Consider the following 23,959-nt stretch of genomic DNA (forward strand, 5'->3'; position numbering starts at 1 on the left):
CATGGCGCTCAACCGCTTCCGGTAATTTATCCAGCCCCGGTGGCGTCGTGCGGGTATCCATCACCCGCGGCGTAACGCCACGCGCGAGGAAAAAATCCACGCAGGACAGCCCAGTCAGCCCCAGACCGATAATGACGATTTTTTTACCCTGGTAATCAGCCATGATTAACGTACCTTCAGCGTTGCCAGGCCAATCAGCACCAGCATCAGCGAAATAATCCAGAAGCGCACGATCACGCGCGGCTCCGGCCAGCCTTTCAATTCATAGTGGTGGTGGATCGGCGCCATACGGAAGATGCGCTGTCCGCGCAGCTTGAAGGAGCCAACCTGCAGAATCACCGACAGGGTTTCCACCACAAACACACCGCCCATAATCACCAGCAGGAATTCCTGGCGCAACAGCACGGCAATAATGCCCAGTGCGCCACCCAGTGCCAGCGAACCGACGTCGCCCATAAAGACCTGCGCCGGATAAGTGTTAAACCACAGGAAGCCTAATCCTGCCCCGACAATCGCCGTGCAGACGATCACCAACTCCCCCGCATGGCGTAAATACGGAATATGCAGATAGTTGGCAAAGTTCATGTTCCCGGTCGCCCACGCCACCAGCGCAAAGCCAGCAGCAACAAACACGGTCGGCATAATAGCCAGGCCATCAAGGCCGTCGGTCAGGTTGACCGCATTGCCGGTACCGACAATCACGAAGTAGGCCAGCAGAACGTAGAACAGGCCCAACTGCGGCATGACGTCTTTAAAGAACGGCACGACCAGCTGCGTGGCGGGCGTATCTTTGCCCACCAGATACAGCGCGAAGGCCACGCCTAATGCAATCACCGACATCCAGAAGTACTTCCAGCGGGCGATCAGGCCTTTGGTGTCTTTACGCACCACTTTGCGGTAGTCATCGACAAAACCGATAATGCCGTAACCCACCAGCACCACCAGTACGCACCAGACGTAAGGGTTAGACGGGTAGGCCCACAGCAGAACGGAGATAACAATCGCGGTGAGGATCATAATGCCGCCCATGGTCGGCGTACCGCGCTTGCTGAAATGCGATTCTGGGCCGTCGTTACGCACAACCTGACCAAAAGACATTTTTTGCAGACGGGCGATCATGCGCGGGCCCATCCACAACGAGATGAACAGCGCGGTCAGCAGGCTGACGATGGCGCGAAACGTCAGATAAGAGAAGACGTTAAAGCCGGAATAATATTTGACCAAATGTTCGGCCAGCCAAACTAACATGTTGCATTCTCCTGTAATGCGCGTACTACCTCTTCCATAGCGGCACTACGTGAACCTTTCACTAAAATCGTCATCACCTGATGCTCGGCAATCAATGTCTTAAGATGCGCGGCCAGCGCGGATTTATCCGCAAAATGTTCGCCAACGCCACTGGCATCGCTGATTGCCTGACTCAGTTTCCCTGTACTCAATACGCGGTCGATACCCGCCGCCTTCGCAGCCTCTCCTACCTGTATGTGACAGGCTTCGCTTTCCGCGCCAAGTTCTGCCATATCGCCCACCACCAGCACGCGATAGCCCGGCATTTCAGACAACACCTGTACCGCGGCGGTCATCGAACCGACGTTGGCGTTATAGGAGTCATCCAGCAGCAGCTGATTTTCGGCGAGCGGGATAGGGAACAGGCGTCCCGGCACTGCGTGTAAATCTTTCAGGCCAGTTTTAACCGCCTCATGCGTCGCGCCAACCGCCATGGAGAGCGCGGTGGCAGCCAGGGCATTGGCAATGTTGTGACGCCCCGGTAACGGCAGCAAAACATCAATGCTGCCCGTCGGCGTGTGCAGCGTAAACTCGGTGCCGTGTGACGTAACATGAATATTGGTAGCAGAAAAGTCGCTGTTGGCCGCATTCGGCGAGAAGCGCCAGACGGTGCGATCGCCAATAATGCTCTGCCAGTTCAGCCAGTCGTTGTTATCGGCATTCATAATGGCGATACCGTTTTCCGCCAGGCCGGTAAAGATTTCGCCTTTTGCTTTGGCGACACCCGCCAGAGAACCAAACCCTTCCAGGTGAGCCGCCGCCAGGTTATTCACCAGCGCCGCTTCCGGTCGAGTTAATCCGACGGTCCAGGCAATCTCGCCCTGGTGGTTGGCACCAAGCTCAATCACCGCATAGTCATAATCGTTGTTCAGTCGCAGCAGCGTCATTGGTACGCCGATGTCGTTGTTCAGATTGCCCGCAGTGTATAACGTGTTCCCACACTGGCTGAGAATCGCGGCTGTCATCTCTTTGACAGAGGTTTTACCGGATGAACCGGTCAGTGCCACCACACGGGCCGGAACCTGAGCGCGCACCCACGCCGCCAGCTCGCCAAACGCCAGGCGTGTGTCCTTCACAATCACCTGCGGCAGAGAAACATCCAGCGGACGACTGACCAGCAGCGCTCCCGCCCCGTTCTCCTTCGCCGTTTCGGCAAAATCATGGGCATCGAAGCGTTCGCCTTTCAGCGCTACAAACAGGCAACCCGGCGTGACTTTACGCGTATCGGTGGTCACCGCATCAAGGGTCAGATCGCCCCCTTTCAGTTCGCCACCGAGGATCTCCGCCAACTGGCTGAGCGTTACGCTAATCATGCGATCACCCCCAGCAAACGAGCGGCCGTCACGCGGTCAGAATAGTCGAGGCGATGCGCGCCGACGATCTGGTAATCTTCGTGGCCTTTACCGGCCACCAGCACAACGTCGTTTTCTTTCGCCTGCATAATGGCGTTGGTGACCGCTTCAGCACGACCTTCCATCACCTTCGCGTGCCCGGCATCCAGCATACCTGCCAGAATGTCGTTAATGATGGCGCGTGGCTCTTCAGTGCGCGGGTTGTCATCAGTGACCACCACAATATCCGCGAACTCTTCCGCGATGGCGCCCATCAGCGGACGCTTGCCTTTGTCACGATCGCCGCCGCAGCCAAAGACGCACCACAGCTTACCGGTGCAGTGCAGACGTGCCGCCTGCAGCGCTTTTTCCAGCGCATCCGGCGTGTGGGCATAATCCACCACCACCGTTGTTTTGCCCGGCGCACTGAACACTTCCATACGCCCGCAAACTGGCTGCAGACGTGCCGCCGTTTTCAGTAAATCCGCTAACGGGTACCCTAATGCCAGCAGCGTTGCCAGTGCCAGCAGCAGATTACTGACGTTGAAGGCGCCCATCAGGCGGCTTTCAATTTCACCGTCACCCCAGGACGAGGTAAAGCGGATCGTCGCGCCGCTGTCGTGATAATTCACCTCAACCGCTTTCAGCCAACGACCGTGGCAGTTCGGGTTAATATGGTCTTCCATCGAAACGGCGACCGCATCCGGCAATTTTGCCAGCCAACGGCGACCGACTTCATCATCTGCATTGACGATGGCCTGACCGCAATGGTGCGTGGAGTACAGCAGCCACTTCGCGGCTTCGTAATGTTCCATATCGCCGTGATAGTCGAGATGGTCACGGCTTAAGTTGGTAAATACCGACGCGGCAAACTTCAACGCTGCCACGCGATGCTGAACCAGACCGTGGGATGACACTTCCATCGCACCTAACGTGGCGCCCTGCTCAACCAGCCCCGCCAGCACATGCTGGACGTCAACGGCTGAACCGGTGGTATTTTCGGTCGGGATCACTTTGCCCAGCAGGCCATTGCCAACGGTCCCCATTACGGCGCTGGTTTCGCCCAACAGCTGGCTCCACTGCGCCAGCAGTTGGGTGGTCGTGGTTTTCCCGTTGGTGCCGGTGACCCCCACCAGACGCATAGTGTCAGAAGGCTCGTGGTAAAAGCGGCCCGCCAGTGCTGATAAACGTTCGTTAAGCTGGCTCAAATAGATAACCGGTACGCCGTGCATTTCACGGATTTCACCGTCGGTTGCCTCATCTTTTGCCTCTGCAATAATGGCAGCCACACCTTGCGCTATCGCCTGCGGGATATATCGACGCCCGTCCGCCTGATGACCTACCACTGCCACAAAGAGATCGCCCGATGCAGCCACACGGCTGTCGAGCGTCATCTCCCGCAGTGCTCGCTCCGGTGCACCCGGCACCCATGGAGCAAGAAGGTCGCGCAAATTACGATCTGCCACCTGTCGCCTCGCCTTGATTATTCACAAAATCACTTTTATCGCTCGTTGTCAGCGCATCCGGCTCAATGTTCATGGTGCGCAGTACGCCGCCCATGATGGCACCGAAGACCGGCGCGGAAACGGCGCCACCGTAGTATTTACCCGCCTGCGGATCGTTGATAACAACCACCAGCGCGAAGCGCGGCTGACTCGCAGGCGCAACGCCTGCGGTATAAGCAATGTATTTGTTGATGTAGCGACCATCCGGCCCTACTTTTTTCGCCGTACCGGTTTTAATGGCGATGCGATAGCCTTTAATCGCCGCCTTCACGCCGCCGCCGCCGGGCAGCGCCACGCTTTCCATCATATGAACGACGGTACGTACGGTAGATTCCGGGAAGATACGCTCACCCGGAACAGGAGGATCAACTTTGGTAATCGACAGCGGGCGATAAACGCCATAGCTGCCGATCGTTGCGTAGACTCGCGCTAACTGTAACGGGGTTACCATCAGCCCATAGCCGAAAGAGAAGGTGGCCCTCTCTATGTCAGACCACCGTTGTTTTTGAGGATATAAGCCACTGCGTTCTCCGACCAACCCCAAATTGGTCGCTTTTCCCAGCCCAAAACGTGAGTAAGTATCTACTAACGCTGAGGACGGCATCGCTAACGCCAGTTTGGAAACACCGACGTTACTCGACTTCTGTAGTACCCCGGTCAGGGTCAATTCGCTATAACGCGCCACGTCTTTGATTTCGTGGCCATTAATTCGATAGGGAATGGTGTTCAGCACGGTGTTTTCACGCACCACGCCGCGCTGCAGTGCCGTCATCACCACCATCGGTTTAACCGTTGAGCCCGGTTCAAATACGTCAGTGATGGTACGGTTACGCATGACATCTTTTTGCGTACCGGAGAGATTGTTTGGGTTGTAGGATGGGCTATTCGCCATCGCCAGCACTTCGCCGGTGTTGACGTCTACCAACACGGCGCTACCTGATTCCGCTTTGTTAAACGCGACGGCGTTGTTCAGTTCGCGATAGACCAGTGCCTGCAAGCGCTCATCAATACTCAGCGCCAGGTTATGTGCCGCCTGACTGTCTGTTGAAGAAATATCTTCAATCACGCGGCCATAGCGGTCTTTACGCACCACGCGCTCGCCCGGCTGACCGGTGAGCCATTTATCAAAACTCTTCTCAACGCCTTCAATGCCCTGGCTGTCGACGTTGGTAAAACCGATGAGGTGAGCGGTCACTTCCCCGGAAGGATAGTAACGGCGGGATTCTTCGCGCAGATGAATCCCCGGCAGCTTGAGTTTTTTGATGTAGTCGGCCATGTCAGGGTTGACCTGGCGTGCGAGGTAGATAAAACGCCCTTTCGGGTTGGCATTGATGCGAGAAGCCAGTTGGTCGAGCGGGATGTTCAGCGCAGTCGATAGCGCTCGCCAGCGTTCGCCAACGCTTACGCCACCCGCATCATGCACTTCTTTCGGATCGGCCCAGATGGCCTTCACTGGCACGCTCACCGCCAGCGGACGGCCGGAACGGTCGGTAATCATGCCACGTGACGTGGAGACTTCCTGGACGCGCAAGGAGCGCATGTCGCCCTGACGCACCAGCATGTCAGGCGCAATAATTTGCAGCCACGCAACGCGTCCCAGCAGGAAGCACAGCGCCAGCAAAATACAGCCGCACAGTAACGCAAAACGCCAACTGATAAAGTTGGCTTGTTCTTCCTGGCGTTTTGGTTTGAGCGTCTTTGCCGCTGCTTTCATGCGTCGCGTTTATCCTTATTTTTGTACAACGATATTTTCTTGTGAGGGATCGACATGCTGCAACTGCAGCTTTTCCGTTGCGATCCGTTCAACACGGCTATGGTCACCGAGAGCGTTCTCTTCGAGGATCAGGTTACGCCATTCGATATCCAGTGCATCGCGTTCCAGAACTAACTGTTCACGCTGTGCGGTCAGTAACCGCGTATGGTGCGCGGTCGTCACGACGGTGACCGCCGTCAAAATAATGCAAATGAACAGGCAGAGTGGCAGCTTCCCGAACCGCAAAAGATCGTCACCGATCACGCCAGGCAAAGCATGGCGCTCGTTACTTCCTATCGATCCTTTAACTTTGCTGAGGGCTTCTGTCACTCTGCTGATCATGCGTTCGTCCTCTCTGCAATGCGCAGAACTGAACTACGGGCACGAGGATTTTCTGCGACCTCTTCTTCACCCGGCATCAACTTGCCTAATGCTCTCAACTCACGGCCGCCCAGCTTTTGGATCTGCGCTTCGGTCATCGGGATCCCCGCCGGAACCTGAGGACCGCGACTTTGTTCGCGCATAAAGCGCTTCACAATACGGTCTTCAAGCGAGTGGAAACTGATGACAGAAAGGCGACCACCTGGAGCCAGCACGCTGAGCGAGCTTTTTAGCGCCTGCTCTATCTCCTCCAGTTCACTGTTCACCCAAATGCGCACCGCCTGGAAGGTACGGGTCGCGGGATGTTTGAATTTGTCTTTTACCGGCATGGCCGCCGCAATGACTTCCGCCAGTTGTTTGGTGCGGGTCATCGGTTCAACGCGGTTACGCTCGACAATGGCGCGAGCAATGCGTTTGCCAAAGCGTTCTTCGCCAAAGGTTTTAATCACCCAGGCAATATCCGCTTCATCTGCCGTTTGCAGCCACTCGGCGGCTGACTGGCCGCGCGTTGGGTCCATACGCATGTCCAACGGACCGTCACGCATAAACGAAAAGCCGCGCTCCGCATCGTCTAATTGCGGAGAAGAGACGCCAAGATCGAGAAGGATGCCATCGATCTTACCGGTTAGCCCGCGCTCACTCACGTACTCAGCCAGCGCGGAGAAAGGTCCATGAATGATGGAGAAGCGGGGATCGTTAATGCTCTGAGCCACCGCAATGGCCTGCGGATCGCGATCGATAGCCAGCAAACGCCCCTCTTCGCCAAGCTGCGAGAGGATCAGTCGTGAGTGACCGCCGCGACCAAATGTCCCGTCAATGTAGATGCCGTCCGGACGAATATTCAGACCGTTTACGGCCTCATCCAGCAACACCGTTGTATGTTTAAAATTTTCCATCATCTTATAGAGACAAATCCTGCAATCGTTCCGACAGCGCGCCGGTAACAGATTGCTCAGCGTCGATATCTTCCTTGACCTGTTGATACCAGGTCGTTTCATCCCACAGCTCAAATTTGTTGAACTGCCCAACCAGCATCACTTCTTTTGTTAACCCTGCATGTTGCCGCAAAATGGGTGCTATCAGTAATCGACCGGCGCTATCCATCTGACATTCACTGGCATGCCCCAACAGCAGGCGCTGTACGCGGCGCTCGACCGGATTCATGCTGGACAGACGAGATAGCTTCTGCTCGATAATTTCCCATTCAGGCAGGGGGTAAAGCAGCAGGCACGGGTGATGGATGTCAATGGTGCAAACCATTTGACCGGTAGCACTCTCGAGCAGTTGATCCCGATACCGGGTAGGCACTGATAAGCGCCCTTTACTGTCGAGATTAACTAACGTCGCTCCCCGGAACATGCCAGTCTCACCCCCGATTACCACTTTGTCCCACAAAATCCCACTTATAAGGAGTTTACGGAGCGGAGGAAAACCTTGTCAAGCAAGTCACGGCGCTTAGCGGAGCAAAAAACCCAATGTTTACGGCCAATATCAGCGTTGAACAAATTCCGTACAGCGAACGAAGCAAATTAACGTCATGAATATTTGTAAGAAAAAAATCCAACAACTCATCATTGTTTAAAACAACTCAATATCATCTCGAGAAAATATAAAGTGTCAGTTTGCGACGCGAGCGGCATTTTAGGACAATATGCAGCGAGATAACAGTACCAGTTAATCGGTCTGTACGCCTTGTACGACCAAGGCAGGCGAGAAAAATCTGCAATACAGAAGCAAAGTGTTTGTTAATTCGGCAATTCCCTACAACCATGTAACAAAATAATACAATCGTAACGCATCGTTACGTATCAATAACGTAAAAATGGTGGGTTGCGTTTTTAATCACGATATATAGAAATTGAATTTCAGACAATTCTAAAGAATATTCTTAAATATAATGAGGTTATTTCTGATATTTGAATAAATGACCGCGCCAGAAGGTTATCGCCTTCCAGCGCGTCCAGCAGAACACCTTAACTCCGACTGAGAATACCGCGGCGATACAGGTTACGCTTGATGCGCGTTAAGCCTGGTTTTGGCTTACGCGGCTCATCCAGACTGGCCAACACGATTTCCAGTACGCGCTCTGCAACGTCGCGATGACGTTGCGCCACCGCCAGTACCGGGCACTGTAGGAAGTCGAGCAATTCATGATCGCCAAAGGTAGCAATCGCTAAATCAGACGGTAGCTGCCCGTCACGACGTAATGTCACATCCATCACGCCCTGTAAAAGCGCAAAGGAAGTGGTAAACAACGCCTGTGGCATCGGGTGCGTTTCCAGCCATTTATCAAACAGCTGCGCGGCGGCTTCCCGCTCATAGCTATTGGCATACAGGAAATTCACTTCACGCGGATCGTCCTTCCACGCGGTACGAAAACCCTGCTCACGCAGGAAACTCACAGATAATTCCGGCAGCGCACCGAGATAAAGGACGGTATCAGCCGGGAACTTACGCAATTCTTCCGCCAGCATTTCTGCATCGTCCTGATCGGCCCCGACAACGCTGGTGAAATGTTCACGATCCAGCGCGCGGTCTAACGCCACAATCGGGAATGCGCTGTTAGCCCAGCGCTGGTAAAACGGATGCTCCGGCGGCAAAGAGGTCGACACAATAATGGCATCAACCTGGCGTTGTAATAGATGTTCAATACAGCGCATTTCGTTATCTGGCTGATCTTCAGAGCAGGCAATCAGCAGCTGATAGCCACGCTGACGCGCCTGGCGCTCCAGGTAGTTGGCTATCCGGGTATAACTTGTATTCTCCAGATCCGGGATCACCAGCCCGATAGAACGTGTGCGTCCAGCACGTAGCCCGGCTGCCACAGCATTTGGGTGGTAATTATGTTCGCGCACCACCGCCATGACTTTTTCAACCGTTTTGTCGCTTACGCGATATTGCTTTGCTTTGCCATTAATAACGTAGCTTGCAGTCGTTCGCGAAACGCCGGCCAGCCGAGCGATTTCATCCAGTTTCACAATTGCCCCTTGCGTAAAATGTACCAACCATAACCTTTGAGATGGCATGGGTTAAACTCTTAACATCTAAGCGCAGAATAATGACCGCGGCAACCGCTTTTGTCTCTGGTTACCGCTGATTTCTCAAAAAAAAGCCCAACCGGTAGCATTGGGCTCACGAATTAATAACTGGGCCATGATTAGCGCATGATTTTATCACCGCGAGAAAGCCCCACCACGCCGGAGCGCGCAACCTCGACGATTTTCGCCACTTCACGCAATGTAGCCAGGAAAGCATCGAGCTTATCGCTGGTACCTGCCAGTTGTACGGTGTAGATGGACGGCGTGACGTCAATGATTTGCCCGCGGAATATTTCCGTATTGCGCACCACTTCTTCACGACCGTAACCGCTGGCCTGAATTTTCACCAGCATGATCTCTCGTTCAACATGAGCCCCCTGTCCCAACTCGCTTACGCGCAGGACATCCACCAGTTTGTGCAGCTGCTTTTCGATCTGCTCAAGGACCTTTTCATCACCCACCGTCTGGATCGTCATTCGCGATAACGTCGGATCGTCCGTCGGTGCGACGGTCAGGCTTTCAATGTTGTAACCGCGCTGAGCGAAGAGACCAATCACTCGTGACAATGCACCCGACTCGTTTTCCAGTAATACTGATAATATCCGGCGCATAATCAGGTCCTCTCCGTTTTGCTTAACCACATTTCATCCATACCGCCTCCGCGAATCTGCATCGGGTAGACATGTTCACTGCCATCAACGGTGACATCGACAAACACCAGACGATGGTTACGCACGTGTTCCAGCGCCTCACCCAATTTACTCTCGAGTTCATCCGGATGGTTTATCTGGATACCAATATGACCATATGCCTCGGCAAGACGTACAAAGTCGGGCAGCGACTGCATGTAAGACTGCGAGTGACGCCCGGAGTAAATCATGTCCTGCCACTGTTTAACCATGCCGAGGTAACGGTTGTTAAGATTGAGTACCAGCACCGGCAGCTCATATTGCAACGCCGTCGACAGCTCCTGGATATTCATCTGAATACTGCCATCGCCGGTGACGCACACCACCGTTTCATTCGGTAGCGCCATCTTTACGCCTAACGCTGCAGGTAAACCGAATCCCATGGTGCCGAGGCCACCGGAGTTAATCCAACGACGCGGCTTATCAAACGGGTAGTACAGCGCGGCAAACATCTGGTGCTGACCAACGTCCGAGGTTACATACGCATCCCCTTTCGTCAGACGCCAGAGGGTTTCAATGACAGCCTGCGGCTTAATGCTCTCACTTTGCGTGTCATATTTCAGACACTGGCGCGCACGCCACTGTTCTATCTGCTGCCACCAGTCGCGGTTATCATCAAGCGGTTGCTGCGATTTCTCCTGCGGTAGCAGTTCCAGCATCTGATCCAGCACCAGTCGGGCGTCGCCGACAATCGGAATATCCGCAGTGACGGTTTTCGAAATAGAGGTCGGATCGATATCGATATGCAGTACGGTCGCATTTGGGCAATATTTTGCCAGGTTATTGGTTGTGCGATCGTCAAAGCGAACACCAACGGCAAAGATCACGTCGGAATGATGCATGGTCATATTGGCTTCGTAGGTGCCATGCATCCCCAGCATGCCCAGCGCCTGACGATGCGTGGCCGGAAACGCGCCCAATCCCATCAACGAAGAAACAACCGGCAGGTTAAGCGCTTGTGCAATCTGGCCAAGTTGTTCATGACAGGCCGCATTGACCGCACCGCCGCCAACATATACCACCGGTTTTTTAGCCGCGACCAGCGTTTGTAGCGCGCGCTTTATTTGCCCCTTATGTCCAGTTGTCGTCGGATTATACGAGCGCATACTGACCGACTCCGGCCAGCTATACGGCAGTTTCTTTGCCGGATTCAGAATATCCTTTGGCAAATCCACGACCACAGGGCCTGGGCGACCGCTTGCCGCCAGCCAGAAGGCCTTTTTCAGGACCTGAGGAATATCTTCCGTTTGCTTAACGAGGAAGCTGTGCTTCACCACCGGACGAGAGATACCGACCATGTCGCACTCCTGAAAGGCATCGTAGCCAATCAGCGACGTCGCCACCTGCCCGGAGAGGATCACCAGCGGAATGGAATCCATATACGCCGTAGCAATACCGGTAATCGCATTGGTTGCGCCCGGCCCGGAGGTCACCAGAACTACGCCGACGTCACCCGTGGCACGCGCCAGACCATCGGCCATATGTACGGCGGCTTGTTCATGACGGACCAACACATGATCGATTCCCCCGACCGTATGCAGCGCATCATAAATATCGAGGACCGCGCCCCCTGGATAACCAAATACCTGCTTCACACCCTGATCGATGAGCGATCGCACGACCATCTCGGCTCCAGACAACATCTCCATGGCTTGCCTCCACTCTTATAATGAATAACGGTTTAACAACACATTAACCGCTGAGGATGACGCATGGCAATTGACACCTAAGAGGGGGAATTCGCATGAATAAGAATAAAAAGGAGGTAAGCGCAGAATAAATGGAGATTTAAACCAGCATCCGCTAATGAAATGAGAAATAATCGCTTAAAAATGGAGACTTACAGCGATTAGTCTATTTTTTTACACTTTTGGACAGATGCAGAAAGACAAGTTCAGCACAAAATCTTAGATAAAAAGCCAAAAGCAGAATAAACCAGACGTCTTGCCCGATTTATTCTGTCGAATACTACTGCTTACAGACGGAGACTAATAATTCTTCCATCCATTGGTGGCCTTTATCCCTGCCCGCAGCTTCATGCCAGGAAAGATAGCATGTACGGCTATTCAATTTTAACGGTAAAGGCAATATCTGTAGATCTAACTGCTCAGAGAATTCTTCCGCTAACCAACGTGGTGCAATAGACACCAGATGCGTTTGCGAAACAATATTCAACACGCTGATTAACGCCATACCTTGATAAGCGACACAAGATTGTTTATCCGCAGTGTCATACCAGGGTTGGCTAAATGATGCAAAGCGATCGAGAGATACCACCGCATGCTGTTCATTATAAACATCGTTTTCCAATAATGGACCACTAATACGGGGGTGTTTTCTGCTCGCGACTAACACCATCTCGTCATTGAACAAGGGAATACTGGTGAATTCAGGGCGACGGAACTCTTCATAACTAATAACGAACTCCGTTTCCTGATAGCGTAATTGATGTTCGGTATTTTGATTGAGTGAAGATTTAAATGCGACATTAATGTTTGGCGCAACTTGCTCAACCCGATTATAAATCAAAGAGGTCAGAATATTATCCAATGGGCTGCATACGCAGAGGTTGAATACGCGCTCGCTACTGGCAGGCTCAAACCCCGAACCCGGCAGTTCATTCTGTACCAGTTGCAATGCCTGACGGACGGAGCCAAAGAGTTGGAAGGCGCGCGCTGTCGGCTGGATCCCACGCCCATAACGAACAAAAAGTTCATCATTGAACATAATTTTCAAACGTGCCACAGCATTACTGACTGCAGGTTGAGACATCCCCAGAGTATGCGCAGCGCGGGTAATATTTTGTTCCTGCATTACTGCGTCAAAGACGGTTAATAAATTAAGATCAACCATGCGAAGCTGCGGCTTTCCCATTGCTATAGGATTTGGTTTATCTATTATTTTCACTTCTGGCATATTTAACTCCACTGTCACTCTAAACTCCCTTTTCCCAGACGGAGTGAAGAAATAACCTCCGTTAATATGATTTACCATGCATATAAAATAAGAAAAAGGAAAAACATTAAAATTAGGAAAACATAAAGGCACTAACCTAAATGAACAGAAACCCAATGCGAGCGCAGTGTGGCGGATGTCACTGCACGATGATTCATATGTTTAAATTTCACGAACAATATAACCATAAGCACGGCGAATACACAATCATACGCACGGTGAATATATATTTAAGATTTGATTAAATGTTTATATTATTAATACATTAAAAGTTAACATTAATTTATCAATCATTGATAAGCGCCCCCCCAGCACTCATTCATGGTCACTATAAAAACTGATAAATCATAAAGATAAAAAGTGTATCTACACCTCATCTCATCAGCATGCTGTCACAATAGTTGCAAACAAATATGCTCAAATATGTCAAAGCATGAAAAGTATGTACGAACGCACACTGATTTATTTTATGCTTCTCTAAAAATTCAGCACAATTCGCTTAGATTGCAGAGGTGTTTTTCTTCTGAATACGGACGTTTACGGGGAGCGGGGTTGACATCAGCTTTCATATCCAGTACCACTAAAAGCATATCGCATTCGCCTGGAGCCTGATTGATGACTTACATTGTTCGTTTTAACGGTCTACTACTACTAAACGCATCTTCGTTGCGCGGTAGACTGGTGAACGACATTTAGCATTACGTCAGCTCCAGTTAAGACAAAAACCCGCGCCGCTGCGCGGGTTTTTTTATGCTCGAAGCAAGGCGCCAAAAAAGACAAAGGACCTAAACTATGAGCCAGCAAGTCATTATTTTCGATACCACCTTACGCGATGGTGAACAGGCGTTACAGGCAAGCCTGAGTGTGAAAGAAAAACTGCAGATTGCTCTGGCTCTCGAGCGTATGGGCGTTGACGTGATGGAAGTCGGTTTCCCTGTGTCTTCGCCAGGTGATTTTGAGTCGGTACAGACCATTGCCCGACAGGTTAAAAACAGCCGCGTCTGCGCCTTAGCCCGCTGTGTGGAAAAAGATATCGATGTCGCCGCTGAATCCCTGAAGGTGGCTGAGGCTTTCCGCATTCATACGTTTATCGCCACCTCGCCGATGCATATCGCCACCAAATTACGTAGTACGCTGGATGAGGTTATCGAGCGGGCTATCTATATGGTTAAGCGTGCGCGTAATTACACGGATGACGTGGAATTCTCATGCGAAGACGCCGGCCGTACCCCTATTGCCGATCTGGCTCGCGTGGTAGAAGCGGCGATTAATGCCGGTGCCAAAACCATTAATATCCCCGATACCGTCGGGTACACCATGCCCTTCGAATTTGGCGCAATCATTTCCGGCCTGTATGAACGAGTGCCGAATATCGACAAAGCGATCATTTCTGTGCACACCCACGACGATTTAGGTCTGGGCGTCGGTAACGCGCTGGCCGCTGTTCATGCCGGTGCGCGTCAGGTCGAAGGGGCGATGAACGGGATCGGTGAACGCGCCGGTAACTGCTCGCTGGAAGAAGTGATCATGGCGATCAAAGTCCGCAAAGATATTCTGAACGTACAGACCCGCATTAATCATCAGGAAATCTGGCGTACCAGCCAGTTAGTCAGCCAAATCTGCAATATGCCGATTCCGGCCAACAAAGCGATTGTCGGTAGCGGCGCCTTTGCCCACTCCTCCGGTATTCATCAGGACGGCGTACTGAAAAACCGTGAAAACTACGAAATCATGACCCCGGAGTCCATCGGTCTGAACCAGGTGCAACTGAACCTGACGTCCCGTTCCGGACGTGCTGCGGTCAAACACCGTATGGATGAGATGGGCTATAAAGAGAGTGAATACAGCCTGGACAACCTGTACGACGCCTTCCTGAAGCTGGCGGATAAAAAAGGTCAGGTATTTGATTACGACCTGGAAGCGCTGGCCTTTATTAACAAACAGCAAGAAGAACCCGAACATTTCCGCCTGGATTACTTCAGCGTGCAGTCTGGCTCCAATGATATTGCCACCGCCTCCGTCAAGCTGGCCTGTGGCGAGAATGTGAAAGCCGAAGCCGCCAACGGTAACGGCCCGGTCGATGCTATTTATCAGGCCATCAACCGTATTACCGACTACGACATCGAACTGGTGAAATACAGCCTGACCGCAAAAGGCCACGGTAAAGATGCGCTGGGTCAGGTGGATATCGTCGCCAACTTTAACGGCCGTCGCTTCCACGGCGTAGGCCTGGCAACGGATATTGTCGAGTCCTCCGCGAAAGCCATGGTGCATGTACTGAATAACATCTGGCGCGCCGAAGAAGTCGAAAAAGAATTGCAACGCAAAGCTCAAAACAACGAGAACAACAAGGAAACCGTGTGATGTCGAAGAATTATCATATTGCTGTTTTGCCGGGTGACGGTATTGGCCCGGAAGTGATGGCGCAGGCTCTGAAAGTACTGGACGCGATTCGCACCCGTTTCGCCATGCGCATTACCACCAGCCACTATGACGTGGGCGGCGTTGCCATCGACAACCACGGTCAGCCGCTGCCACCCGCAACGGTTGACGGCTGTGAGCAGGCCGATGCCATTCTGTTTGGCTCCGTGGGCGGCCCGAAATGGGAAAATTTGCCGCCAAACCAGCAGCCGGAGCGTGGTGCCCTGTTGCCGTTGCGTAAACACTTCAAATTATTCAGCAACCTGCGCCCGGCTAAGCTGTACCAGGGGCTGGAAGATTTTTGCCCGCTGCGCGCCGATATTGCCGCCAACGGTTTCGACATCCTGTGCGTACGCGAACTGACGGGTGGGATCTACTTCGGTCAGCCAAAAGGCCGTGAAGGTAGCGGTCAACATGAAAAAGCCTTTGATACCGAGGTCTATCACCGTTTCGAGATCGAACGTATTGCGTGCATTGCATTTGAATCTGCCCGCAAGCGTCGCTGTAAAGTGACGTCGATTGATAAAGCCAACGTGCTGCAAACCTCGATTCTGTGGCGTGAAGTGGTCAATGAAATAGCCAATGAATACCCGGACGTTGTCCTGACGCATATGTATATCGACAACGCCACCATGCAGTTGATTAAAGATCCGTCTCAGTTTGACGTGCTGCTGTGCTCCAACCTGTTTGGTGACATCCTGTCCGATGAATGCGCGATGATCACCGGCTCCATGGGCATGCTGCCGTCTGCCAGCCTGAATGAGCAGGACTTTGGCCTGTACGAGCCCGCCGGCGGCTCAGCACCGGATATCGCCGGTAAAAACATTGCCAACCCGATTGCCCAGATTTTGTCACTGGCGCTGTTGCTGCGCTACAGCCTGGACGCCAATGATGCAGCAGCAGCCATTGAAAGCGCCGTTAACCGCGCATTAGCAGAAGGTATTCGCACCGGTGATTTAGCCCGTGGCACAGCCGCAGTCAGTACCGATGAGATGGGCGATATCATTGCTCGCTACGTCGCAGAAGGGGTGTAATCATGGCTAAAACGTTGTATGAAAAGTTGTTCGATGCGCACGTCGTGTATGAAGCGCAGGACGAAACGCCGCTGCTGTATATCGACCGCCATCTGGTGCACGAAGTGACCTCACCGCAGGCATTCGACGGCCTGCGGGCGCATAACCGTCCGGTTCGCCAGCCGGGTAAAACCTTCGCCACCATGGATCATAACGTCTCGACGCAAACCAAAGACATTAACGCCTCCGGTGAAATGGCGCGCATCCAGATGCAGGAGCTGATCAAAAACTGCAATGAGTTCGGCGTCGAACTGTACGATCTGAACCACCCTTTTCAGGGTATCGTCCACGTGATGGGACCCGAGCAAGGTGTGACCTTACCGGGTATGACCATCGTCTGCGGTGACTCCCACACCGCCACACACGGTGCGTTCGGCGCGCTGGCGTTTGGTATCGGGACCTCAGAAGTCGAACACGTGCTGGCCACGCAAACCCTGAAGCAAGGGCGCGCCAAAACCATGAAGATCGAAGTCAATGGCACGGCAGCACCAGGAATTACTGCCAAAGATATCGTGCTGGCGATTATCGGTAAAACCGGTAGTGCAGGCGGTACCGGGCACGTGGTTGAGTTTTGCGGCGATGCCATCCGCGCCCTGAGCATGGAAGGTCGTATGACCCTGTGTAATATGGCAATCGAAATGGGGGCCAAAGCGGGTCTGGTCGCACCGGATGAAACCACCTTCAACTATGTACAGGGACGTTTGCATGCCCCTAAAGGTCAGGATTTTGCCGATGCCGTCGCCTGGTGGAAAACGCTGAAAACCGACGACGGAGCGACGTTTGATACCACCGTCACCCTGCAGGCAGAAGAGATTGCTCCGCAGGTCACCTGGGGCACTAACCCAGGCCAGGTAATCTCCGTAAACGATAACATTCCCGACCCCGCGTCGTTTAGCGATCCGGTTGAACGCGCATCAGCGGAAAAAGCGCTGGCCTATATGGGGCTGAAGCCGGGCATTCCGTTGACGGAAGTGGCTATTGATAAAGTGTTTATCGGCTCCTGCACCAACTCGCGTATTGAAGATTTACGTGCCGCAGCTGAAATCGCCAAAGGCCGCAAGGTCGCGCCGGGCGTGCAGGCACTGGTGGTACCGGGTTCAGGTCCGGTTAAAGCCCAGGCTGAAGCAGAAGGTCTGGATAAGATTTTCATTGAAGCCGGTTTTGAATGGCGCTTACCGGGTTGCTCAATGTGCCTGGCGATGAACAACGATCGTCTGAATCCGGGCGAACGCTGTGCTTCCACCAGCAACCGTAACTTTGAAGGTCGTCAGGGCCGCGGAGGGCGTACGCACTTAGTCAGCCCGGCCATGGCCGCCGCGGCCGCCGTTACCGGTCATTTTGCCGACATTCGCCGCATCAAATAAGGAAACTACCATGGCAGAGAAATTTACCCAGCATACCGGCCTGGTTGTCCCCCTGGATGCCGCCAACGTCGATACGGATGCAATCATTCCCAAACAGTTTTTGCAGAAGGTGACGCGTACCGGTTTTGGCGCACACCTGTTTAACGACTGGCGCTTTCTCGATGAGAATGGTCAGCAGCCTAATCCGGAATTCGTACTGAACTTCCCGGAATATCAAGGCGCGTCGATTCTGCTCGCGCGAGAAAACTTTGGCTGCGGATCCTCGCGCGAACATGCGCCGTGGGCGCTGACCGATTACGGTTTCAAAGTGGTGATCGCCCCAAGCTTCGCCGACATTTTCTACGGCAACAGCTTTAATAACCAACTGCTGCCGGTGAAATTAAGCGACGACGAAGTGGATGAACTGTTCACGTTGGTACAGGCCAATCCGGGGATCCGTTTTGAGGTGGATCTGCAGGCACAGGTGGTGAAGGCTGGCGATAAAGCGTATCCGTTTGAAATCGACACCTTCCGCCGCCACTGCATGCTGAACGGTCTCGACAGTATTGGGCTGACGTTGCAGCACGAAGACGCGATCTCGACTTACGAGAACAAACAGCCCGCGTTTATGCGCTAGTGCTTGTTGTTGCCGGATAAGCATGCCGGATGACGACGCAAAAGCGTCTTATCCGGCCTACGGAAAGATTTGTAGGCCGGATAAGCGCAGCGTATCCGGCACACCCACTACACATCCTTCACTCGTCCGGTCATCACCAGCGTAACCACCGAAATTCCCGCAATCACCCAGTAGACGGCATAATGCCCATAACTTTGCGCCACCGCCCCCTGAATTACCCCCGCCAGAATCACCCCCGTGGAGATACTGTTGGTAAATAAGGTGGTAGCTGAACCCGCCCTGCCCGGCATCAGATCCTGAAACCACAGCATGCCTATTCCGGCAACAATCCCGATGAATACCGCATTAAACAGCTGCAGGACCAGTAGCGCCGTATGGCTATGGAAGAAGATAAGCCCAAGGTAAAACAGCACGCCTGCCGCCACGGCGGTTATCATCATCCGCCGCTTACCAAAACGCTTCACGTAGTAACCCGCCAGAATCATTGCCGGAATTTCCAACCCGGCGGCGGTGCCCATCAGGATCCCGGCCAGTTTGTCCGGTAGTCCCAGTTCAAGGCTAATCCACAGCGGCATATCGATAATGTACATGGTGTTGCAGGTCCACATCAGCGTGGAGGCAATAAACAACATGCGCACATTTTTGTCCTGCCAGCCGCCGGTCTGCTCAAGCGGGACATCGACAGGCTGCTCGACCCGCGCCACCGACGGCAGTATCAGCGCGATCAGCACCAGGCTAATGGCAAATATCCCGGCAGCAATCGAAAACATCATCGTGAAGCCGTAATTTAACGCCAGCATAAACGCCAGCGGCGGCCCAATCACCCACGCCAGCGAAAGCTGCGCACGCATCACCGAGCTGAACATCACCACTTCTCGCGCCGAGTTATCGGCATACTCCCACGCCAGCGCAAACAGCTGCGGCATGGCGGTATTTGCCAGCGAAGCCAGCAGCACCCCGCAGGTGATCAGCGTTAAATAGTGGCGGTTAAAGGCAAACAGCAACGCGTTGCCAATCGCCATCAGACAGCAGAACATGATCAGCTTACGCCGATCGCCCCGACTGTCGGATCGTTTCGCCAAACCAAGGCTGACCGCGATCCCGGCGATCGCATTGACGGTGTAAAACAGCCCAACCCAAAATGGCTGTGCCCCCACCTCGCGACTCAGAAACAGGCTCAGCGTGGGTGCCTGTAACGCGCCCGCTACGCCCATCATAAAGGCAACCAGCATAAACGCCGCATACACGCCGTTAAGGCGCCGTCCCATGGTCATAATCCAGAGCATATCTTTCCTTTTAAGCGCAGCGGAAACGAAAAAAGCCAGCAGATAATACCTGCTGGCGCGGCGATTAACACCAATACTCAGTCACACATGATGTCTGCAATTCCCAATTCAGAGGTCAGTCTTGCAACTCCCACTGCATCAGTTCATCGAGCATCTTTAAGCGCTGCGGCGCACTCAGGCAAGCCAACCAGGACAAACGCGCTGTCGAGGTAAAGTACTTTAAATAGAACTGACGCATAGATGACCCCTTCGTTGTCTCATCGCTTCATCGGAATTCATTATTGGCTTAATATGGGGATAATAAAATTGCTGAGTTTTCCGTGGGAGTTCCCCTTTTATGTCTTCTGGTCGTTTGCAACAACAGTTTATCCGCCTGTGGCAATGCTGCGACGGCAAAACGCGAGACACCACGCTGAACGAGTTGGCAGAGTTACTCAGTTGCTCGCGCCGCCATATGCGCACCCTGCTCAACACCATGCAGGAACGCGGCTGGCTAACGTGGGAAGCCGAGGTCGGTCGCGGCAAACGTTCACGCCTGACCTTTCTCTACACCGGGCTGGCGCTCCAGCAGCAGCGGGCGGAAGACCTGCTGGAACAGGATCGCATTGATCAACTGGTGCAACTGGTCGGCGATAAAACAGCCGTGCGACAAATGCTGGTTTCCCATCTGGGCCGCAGCTTTCGCCAGGGGCGGCACATCATGCGCGTCCTTTACTATCGCCCGATGCGCAATCTGCTCCCCGGTACGGCGCTACGCCGTTCCGAAACCCATATCGCCAGGCAAATCTTCAGCGCCTTAACCCGCGTAAATGAGGAAAATGGGGAACTGGAAGCCGACATTGCCCACCACTGGCAACAAATTTCGCCGCTGCACTGGCGCTTCTTCCTGCGTCCTGGGATCCATTTTCATCATGGTCGCGAGCTGGAAATGGAGGATGTGATCGCCTCACTGAGGCGGATCAACAGCCTGCCGCTGTACTCGCACATTACGCAAATTGCCTCCCCCACGGCCTGGACGCTGGATATCCATCTGGCGCAACCTGATCGCTGGCTGCCGTGGCTACTGGGACAGGTCCCCGCCATGGTCCTGCCGCGCGAATGGGAAACGCTGAATAACTTTTCCAGCCACCCGATTGGCACCGGTCCCTATGCGGTCGTCCGCAATACGAGTAACCAGCTAAAAATTCACGCTTTTGATGATTACTTTGGTTACCGGGCGCTGATTGACGAAGTGAACGTGTGGGTGTTACCGGACATCGCCGAAGAGCCCGGCGGCGGACTCACGCTCAAAGGCCCGACGGAAGATGAAAAGGCTATCGAAAGCCGGCTGGAGGAAGGGTGTTATTACATGCTGTTTGATTCCCGCGCCCATCGCGGAGCCAATCAGGAGGTGCGCGAATGGGTAAGCCGCATACTCTCGCCGACGAATTTAATTTTTCAGGCTGACGAGCAGTATCAACGGCACTGGTTCCCCGCGTACGGATTACTGCCTCGCTGGCATCATGCCAGGCCAGGACTCGGTGAAAAACCGGCGGGACTGGAAACACTGACGCTCACCTACTATCGCGATCATATCGAGCATCGGGTGATTGCGCAGATCATGAAAACATTGCTGGCGGAGCATCAGGTACAGCTGAATATTCAGGAGATCGACTACGATCAATGGCACGCAGGCGAGACCGTCAGCGATATCTGGCTCAACAGCGCCAACTTTACCTTACCGCTGGACTTCTCGCTGTTCGCCCATTTGTGCGAAGTCCCGCTGCTGCAAAACTGTCTTTCTCTGGACTGGGAAAGCGACGCCGCCCGCTGGCGCACCGGCGAGATGAGCCTCGCAGCATGGTGTCAGCAACTGCTTGCCAGTAAAGCCATTGTACCGCTGATCCATCACTGGCTGATCATTCAGGGGCAGCGCAGTATGCGTGGGTTACGCATGAATACGCTTGGCTGGTTTGATTTTAAATCAGCATGGTTTGCACCGCCGGACCCGTAGATCCGGCTCTTGATTGCCGCATAGCAACAAAATCATTACACTAACGCCGTTCTCAACGGGGTGCCAATAAAAGACATACACAAAATCATTCATGATGCATCAAGGCGGCAAGCAAACGCAGCCAACGCAGAGGCAGCGTGAAGGATGAAGTGTATGAGGCTGAGAGATACCCGTCGAACCTGATCCGGATAATGCCGGCGAAGGGATTTGAGGCTGTAGCTCAAGTCCTTTGCCACCTAACTCGTCATACTTCAAGCTGCAGATGCGTTGGCTTTCCTCGCTCACCCCAGTCACGTACTACCTGTACGCTCCCGGGGATGCGCTACGTCGCCGCCTTCCTGCAACTCGAATTATTTAGAGATTTACTTTATGAGGTGCAAAGTGTTTAAAAAATGTCTTCCGCTTTTACTGCTGTGCGCAGCGCCTGCCTTCGCCAAACCCGTTCTGACCGTCTATACCTACGACTCGTTCGCCGCCGACTGGGGCCCCGGCCCAACCATCAAAAAAGCCTTTGAAGCCGACTGCAACTGCGAACTAAAGCTGGTGGCGCTGGAAGATGGCGTCTCGCTGCTTAACCGCCTGCGTATGGAAGGAAAAAACAGTAAAGCCGACGTCGTGCTCGGACTGGATAACAACCTGCTCGACGCGGCAATGCAGACCAAACTGTTTGCCAAAAGCGGCGTGGCGAGCGATGCCATCAACGTCCCTGGCGGCTGGAAAAACGACACCTTTGTACCGTTTGATTACGGCTATTTCGCCTTTGTGTATGACAAAAACAAGCTGAAAAACCCACCGAAGAGCCTGAAAGAACTGGTCGAAAGCGACCAGAAATGGCGCGTAATTTATCAGGACCCACGCACCAGCACGCCGGGTCTGGGACTGCTGCTGTGGATGCAGAAAGTGTACGGCGATAAAGCGCCGGAAGCCTGGCAGAAACTGGCGGCTAAAACCGTCACCGTCACCAAGGGCTGGAGTGAAGCCTACGGTCTGTTCCTGAAAGGTGAAAGCGATCTGGTGCTGAGCTATACCACCTCTCCGGCGTATCACATCATCGAAGAGAAGAAAGATAACTACGCCGCCGCCAATTTTAGCGAGGGACACTATTTGCAGGTGGAGGTCGCCGCACGTACCGCCGCCAGCAAACAACCCGAACTGGCGGAAAAATTCCTGACATTTATGGTTTCTCCGGCGTTCCAGAACGCGATCCCCACTGGCAACTGGATGTATCCGGTAACCCAGGTCACGCTTCCTCCTGGCATTGCACAACTGGAAAAACCGTCCACCGCGCTGGAATTCACCCCACAACAGGTAGCAACTCAACGTCAGACATGGATTAACGCATGGCAACGCGCCGTCAGCCGTTAATTCCCGGCTGGCTGCTCCCAGGGCTTTCGGCCGCTACGTTGATAGTGGCCGTCGCCCTGGCGGCGTTTCTGGCGCTGTGGCTGAACGCCCCTCAGGGAGACTGGTTCACGCTGTGGCAGGACAGCTACCTGTGGCACGTGGTGCGTTTTTCCTTCTGGCAGGCATTTTTATCCGCTGCGCTGTCGGTGATCCCGGCAATCTTCCTCGCCCGGGCGCTTTATCGTCGCCGTTTCCCTGGGCGTATAGCGCTGCTGCGCCTGTGCGCAATGACGCTGATCCTGCCGGTGCTGGTCGCCGTCTTTGGCATCCTTAGCGTCTACGGTCGTCAGGGCTGGCTGGCCTCACTTTGGCAGGCTCTCGGCCTGGAGTGGACGTTTTCACCGTACGGTCTGCAGGGCATTCTGCTGGCACACGTCTTTTTCAACCTGCCGATGGCCAGCCGTTTACTGCTGCAGTCGCTGGAGAATATTCCCGGCGAACAGCGGCAGCTCGCCGCGCAGCTAGGTATGCGCGGCTGGCATTTCTTCCGCTTCGTTGAATGGCCGTGGCTGCGCCGCCAGATCCCTCCGGTAGCGGCGCTCATCTTTATGCTGTGCTTCGCCAGTTTTGCTACCGTGCTGTCGCTCGGCGGCGGGCCGCAGGCGACCACCATCGAGCTGGCTATCTATCAGGCGCTGAGCTTCGACTACGATCCCGCCCGCGCCGCCATGCTGGCACTGATCCAGATGATTTGCAGCTTAGGACTGGTGCTGCTCAGCCAGCGCATGAGTCGAGCGATAGCCCCCGGCACCACGCTGGTACAAGGCTGGCGCGATCCCGACGACCGCCTACACAGCCGAGTGACCGACACCCTGCTGATTATTCTGGCGCTGCTGCTGTTACTCCCGCCGCTGCTGGCGGTG

21 protein-coding genes, 1 pseudogene and 1 riboswitch are annotated in these 23,959 nt (G+C 53.8%); of the genes and pseudogenes, 8 read left to right on the forward strand and 14 right to left on the reverse strand.

The window, feature by feature from the left end:
* From murD to leuO, 12 genes and pseudogenes are all read right to left on the reverse strand, one after another.
* A pseudogene (murD, locus tag FDX01_RS23700) lies at positions 1-163 on the reverse strand (UDP-N-acetylmuramoyl-L-alanine--D-glutamate ligase); the annotation flags it as partial.
* 2 nt (positions 164-165) lie between these two features.
* Entirely contained in the window at positions 166-1,248 is a 1,083-nt protein-coding gene (mraY, locus tag FDX01_RS10060; protein ID WP_096758305.1) for a phospho-N-acetylmuramoyl-pentapeptide-transferase, read from the reverse strand.
* Complete coding sequence (gene murF / locus FDX01_RS10065) at positions 1,242-2,600, reverse strand: UDP-N-acetylmuramoyl-tripeptide--D-alanyl-D-alanine ligase (RefSeq protein ID WP_137399713.1); 1,359 nt, start codon at positions 2,598-2,600, stop codon at positions 1,242-1,244. Before murF ends, mraY begins: the two co-directional genes overlap by 7 nt.
* Positions 2,597-4,084: a UDP-N-acetylmuramoyl-L-alanyl-D-glutamate--2,6-diaminopimelate ligase gene (murE, locus tag FDX01_RS10070; RefSeq protein ID WP_117342316.1), complete on the reverse strand. Its 1,488-nt coding sequence runs from the start codon at positions 4,082-4,084 to the stop codon at positions 2,597-2,599. The genes murF and murE overlap by 4 nt, the downstream gene beginning before the upstream one ends.
* The gene (gene ftsI / locus FDX01_RS10075; protein ID WP_096758308.1) at positions 4,071-5,837 is read right to left on the reverse strand and encodes a peptidoglycan glycosyltransferase FtsI; all 1,767 of its coding nucleotides are present in this window, start codon (positions 5,835-5,837) and stop codon (positions 4,071-4,073) included. Before ftsI ends, murE begins: the two co-directional genes overlap by 14 nt.
* A gap of 15 nt (positions 5,838-5,852) precedes the next feature.
* The gene (gene ftsL / locus FDX01_RS10080; protein WP_115259462.1) at positions 5,853-6,218 is read right to left on the reverse strand and encodes a cell division protein FtsL; all 366 of its coding nucleotides are present in this window, start codon (positions 6,216-6,218) and stop codon (positions 5,853-5,855) included.
* Positions 6,215-7,156: a 16S rRNA (cytosine(1402)-N(4))-methyltransferase RsmH gene (rsmH, locus tag FDX01_RS10085; RefSeq protein WP_115259463.1), complete on the reverse strand. Its 942-nt coding sequence runs from the start codon at positions 7,154-7,156 to the stop codon at positions 6,215-6,217. Before rsmH ends, ftsL begins: the two co-directional genes overlap by 4 nt.
* Before the next feature lies 1 nt (position 7,157).
* Positions 7,158-7,616 (reverse strand): division/cell wall cluster transcriptional repressor MraZ, encoded by a 459-nt coding sequence (gene mraZ / locus FDX01_RS10090; RefSeq protein ID WP_005124560.1) that lies wholly within the window; start codon positions 7,614-7,616, stop codon positions 7,158-7,160.
* A gap of 614 nt (positions 7,617-8,230) precedes the next feature.
* On the reverse strand, positions 8,231-9,235 hold the full coding sequence (cra, locus tag FDX01_RS10095) for a catabolite repressor/activator (RefSeq protein WP_096758311.1): 1,005 nt from the start codon (positions 9,233-9,235) through the stop codon (positions 8,231-8,233).
* 179 nt (positions 9,236-9,414) lie between these two features.
* Positions 9,415-9,906: an acetolactate synthase small subunit gene (gene ilvN / locus FDX01_RS10100; RefSeq protein ID WP_096758312.1), complete on the reverse strand. Its 492-nt coding sequence runs from the start codon at positions 9,904-9,906 to the stop codon at positions 9,415-9,417.
* 2 nt (positions 9,907-9,908) lie between these two features.
* The gene (gene ilvI, locus FDX01_RS10105) at positions 9,909-11,633 is read right to left on the reverse strand and encodes an acetolactate synthase 3 large subunit (protein WP_096758313.1); all 1,725 of its coding nucleotides are present in this window, start codon (positions 11,631-11,633) and stop codon (positions 9,909-9,911) included.
* Positions 11,634-11,952: 319 nt separating this feature from the next.
* Positions 11,953-12,900 (reverse strand): transcriptional regulator LeuO, encoded by a 948-nt coding sequence (gene leuO, locus FDX01_RS10110; protein WP_137399714.1) that lies wholly within the window; start codon positions 12,898-12,900, stop codon positions 11,953-11,955.
* Between the two features lie 654 nt (positions 12,901-13,554).
* Here leuO and leuL point away from each other — a divergent pair.
* The 5 genes from leuL to leuD all read left to right on the forward strand — a co-directional run bounded on the left by leuL (position 13,555) and on the right by leuD (position 18,413).
* Entirely contained in the window at positions 13,555-13,635 is an 81-nt protein-coding gene (gene leuL, locus FDX01_RS10115) for a leu operon leader peptide (protein ID WP_115259466.1), read from the forward strand.
* Between the two features lie 96 nt (positions 13,636-13,731).
* Entirely contained in the window at positions 13,732-15,303 is a 1,572-nt protein-coding gene (leuA, locus tag FDX01_RS10120) for a 2-isopropylmalate synthase (protein WP_137399715.1), read from the forward strand.
* Positions 15,303-16,394 carry a 3-isopropylmalate dehydrogenase gene (gene leuB / locus FDX01_RS10125; RefSeq protein ID WP_137399716.1) on the forward strand — a complete coding sequence of 364 codons (1,092 nt, stop codon included), beginning with the start codon at positions 15,303-15,305 and terminating at the stop codon, positions 16,392-16,394. Before leuA ends, leuB begins: the two co-directional genes overlap by 1 nt.
* 2 nt (positions 16,395-16,396) lie before the next feature.
* The gene (leuC, locus tag FDX01_RS10130; RefSeq protein WP_137362013.1) at positions 16,397-17,797 is read left to right on the forward strand and encodes a 3-isopropylmalate dehydratase large subunit; all 1,401 of its coding nucleotides are present in this window, start codon (positions 16,397-16,399) and stop codon (positions 17,795-17,797) included.
* Between the two features lie 10 nt (positions 17,798-17,807).
* Positions 17,808-18,413, forward strand: coding sequence for a 3-isopropylmalate dehydratase small subunit (leuD, locus tag FDX01_RS10135; RefSeq protein ID WP_096758318.1), 606 nt, complete (start codon positions 17,808-17,810; stop codon positions 18,411-18,413).
* Positions 18,414-18,520: 107 nt separating this feature from the next.
* Here leuD and FDX01_RS10140 read toward each other — a convergent pair whose 3' ends face one another.
* Positions 18,521-19,699: a sugar efflux transporter gene (locus FDX01_RS10140; protein ID WP_137399717.1), complete on the reverse strand. Its 1,179-nt coding sequence runs from the start codon at positions 19,697-19,699 to the stop codon at positions 18,521-18,523.
* Between the two features lie 115 nt (positions 19,700-19,814).
* A complete protein-coding gene (gene sgrT / locus FDX01_RS10145; RefSeq protein ID WP_096758320.1) occupies positions 19,815-19,937 on the reverse strand; it encodes a glucose uptake inhibitor SgrT in 123 nt (40 codons plus the stop codon).
* 99 nt (positions 19,938-20,036) lie between these two features.
* Between sgrT and sgrR the strand changes: the two genes are divergently transcribed.
* The 3 genes from sgrR to thiP form a co-directional block, all read left to right on the forward strand.
* On the forward strand, positions 20,037-21,692 hold the full coding sequence (sgrR, locus tag FDX01_RS10150; protein WP_137399718.1) for an HTH-type transcriptional regulator SgrR: 1,656 nt from the start codon (positions 20,037-20,039) through the stop codon (positions 21,690-21,692).
* Positions 21,693-21,738: 46 nt separating this feature from the next.
* A riboswitch (TPP riboswitch) is annotated at positions 21,739-21,916 on the forward strand.
* Between the two features lie 157 nt (positions 21,917-22,073).
* Positions 22,074-23,057 (forward strand): thiamine ABC transporter substrate binding subunit, encoded by a 984-nt coding sequence (gene thiB, locus FDX01_RS10155; RefSeq protein ID WP_115259471.1) that lies wholly within the window; start codon positions 22,074-22,076, stop codon positions 23,055-23,057.
* Positions 23,033-23,959, forward strand: a 927-nt coding sequence (gene thiP / locus FDX01_RS23705; protein WP_249360932.1) for a thiamine/thiamine pyrophosphate ABC transporter permease, incomplete at its 3' end; no start/stop codon positions are given. The genes thiB and thiP, both read left to right, overlap by 25 nt.

Origin of the sequence: Citrobacter sp. wls613 (genome assembly GCF_005281195.1) — a bacterium.
Lineage (GTDB): Bacteria > Pseudomonadota > Gammaproteobacteria > Enterobacterales > Enterobacteriaceae > Citrobacter > Citrobacter gillenii.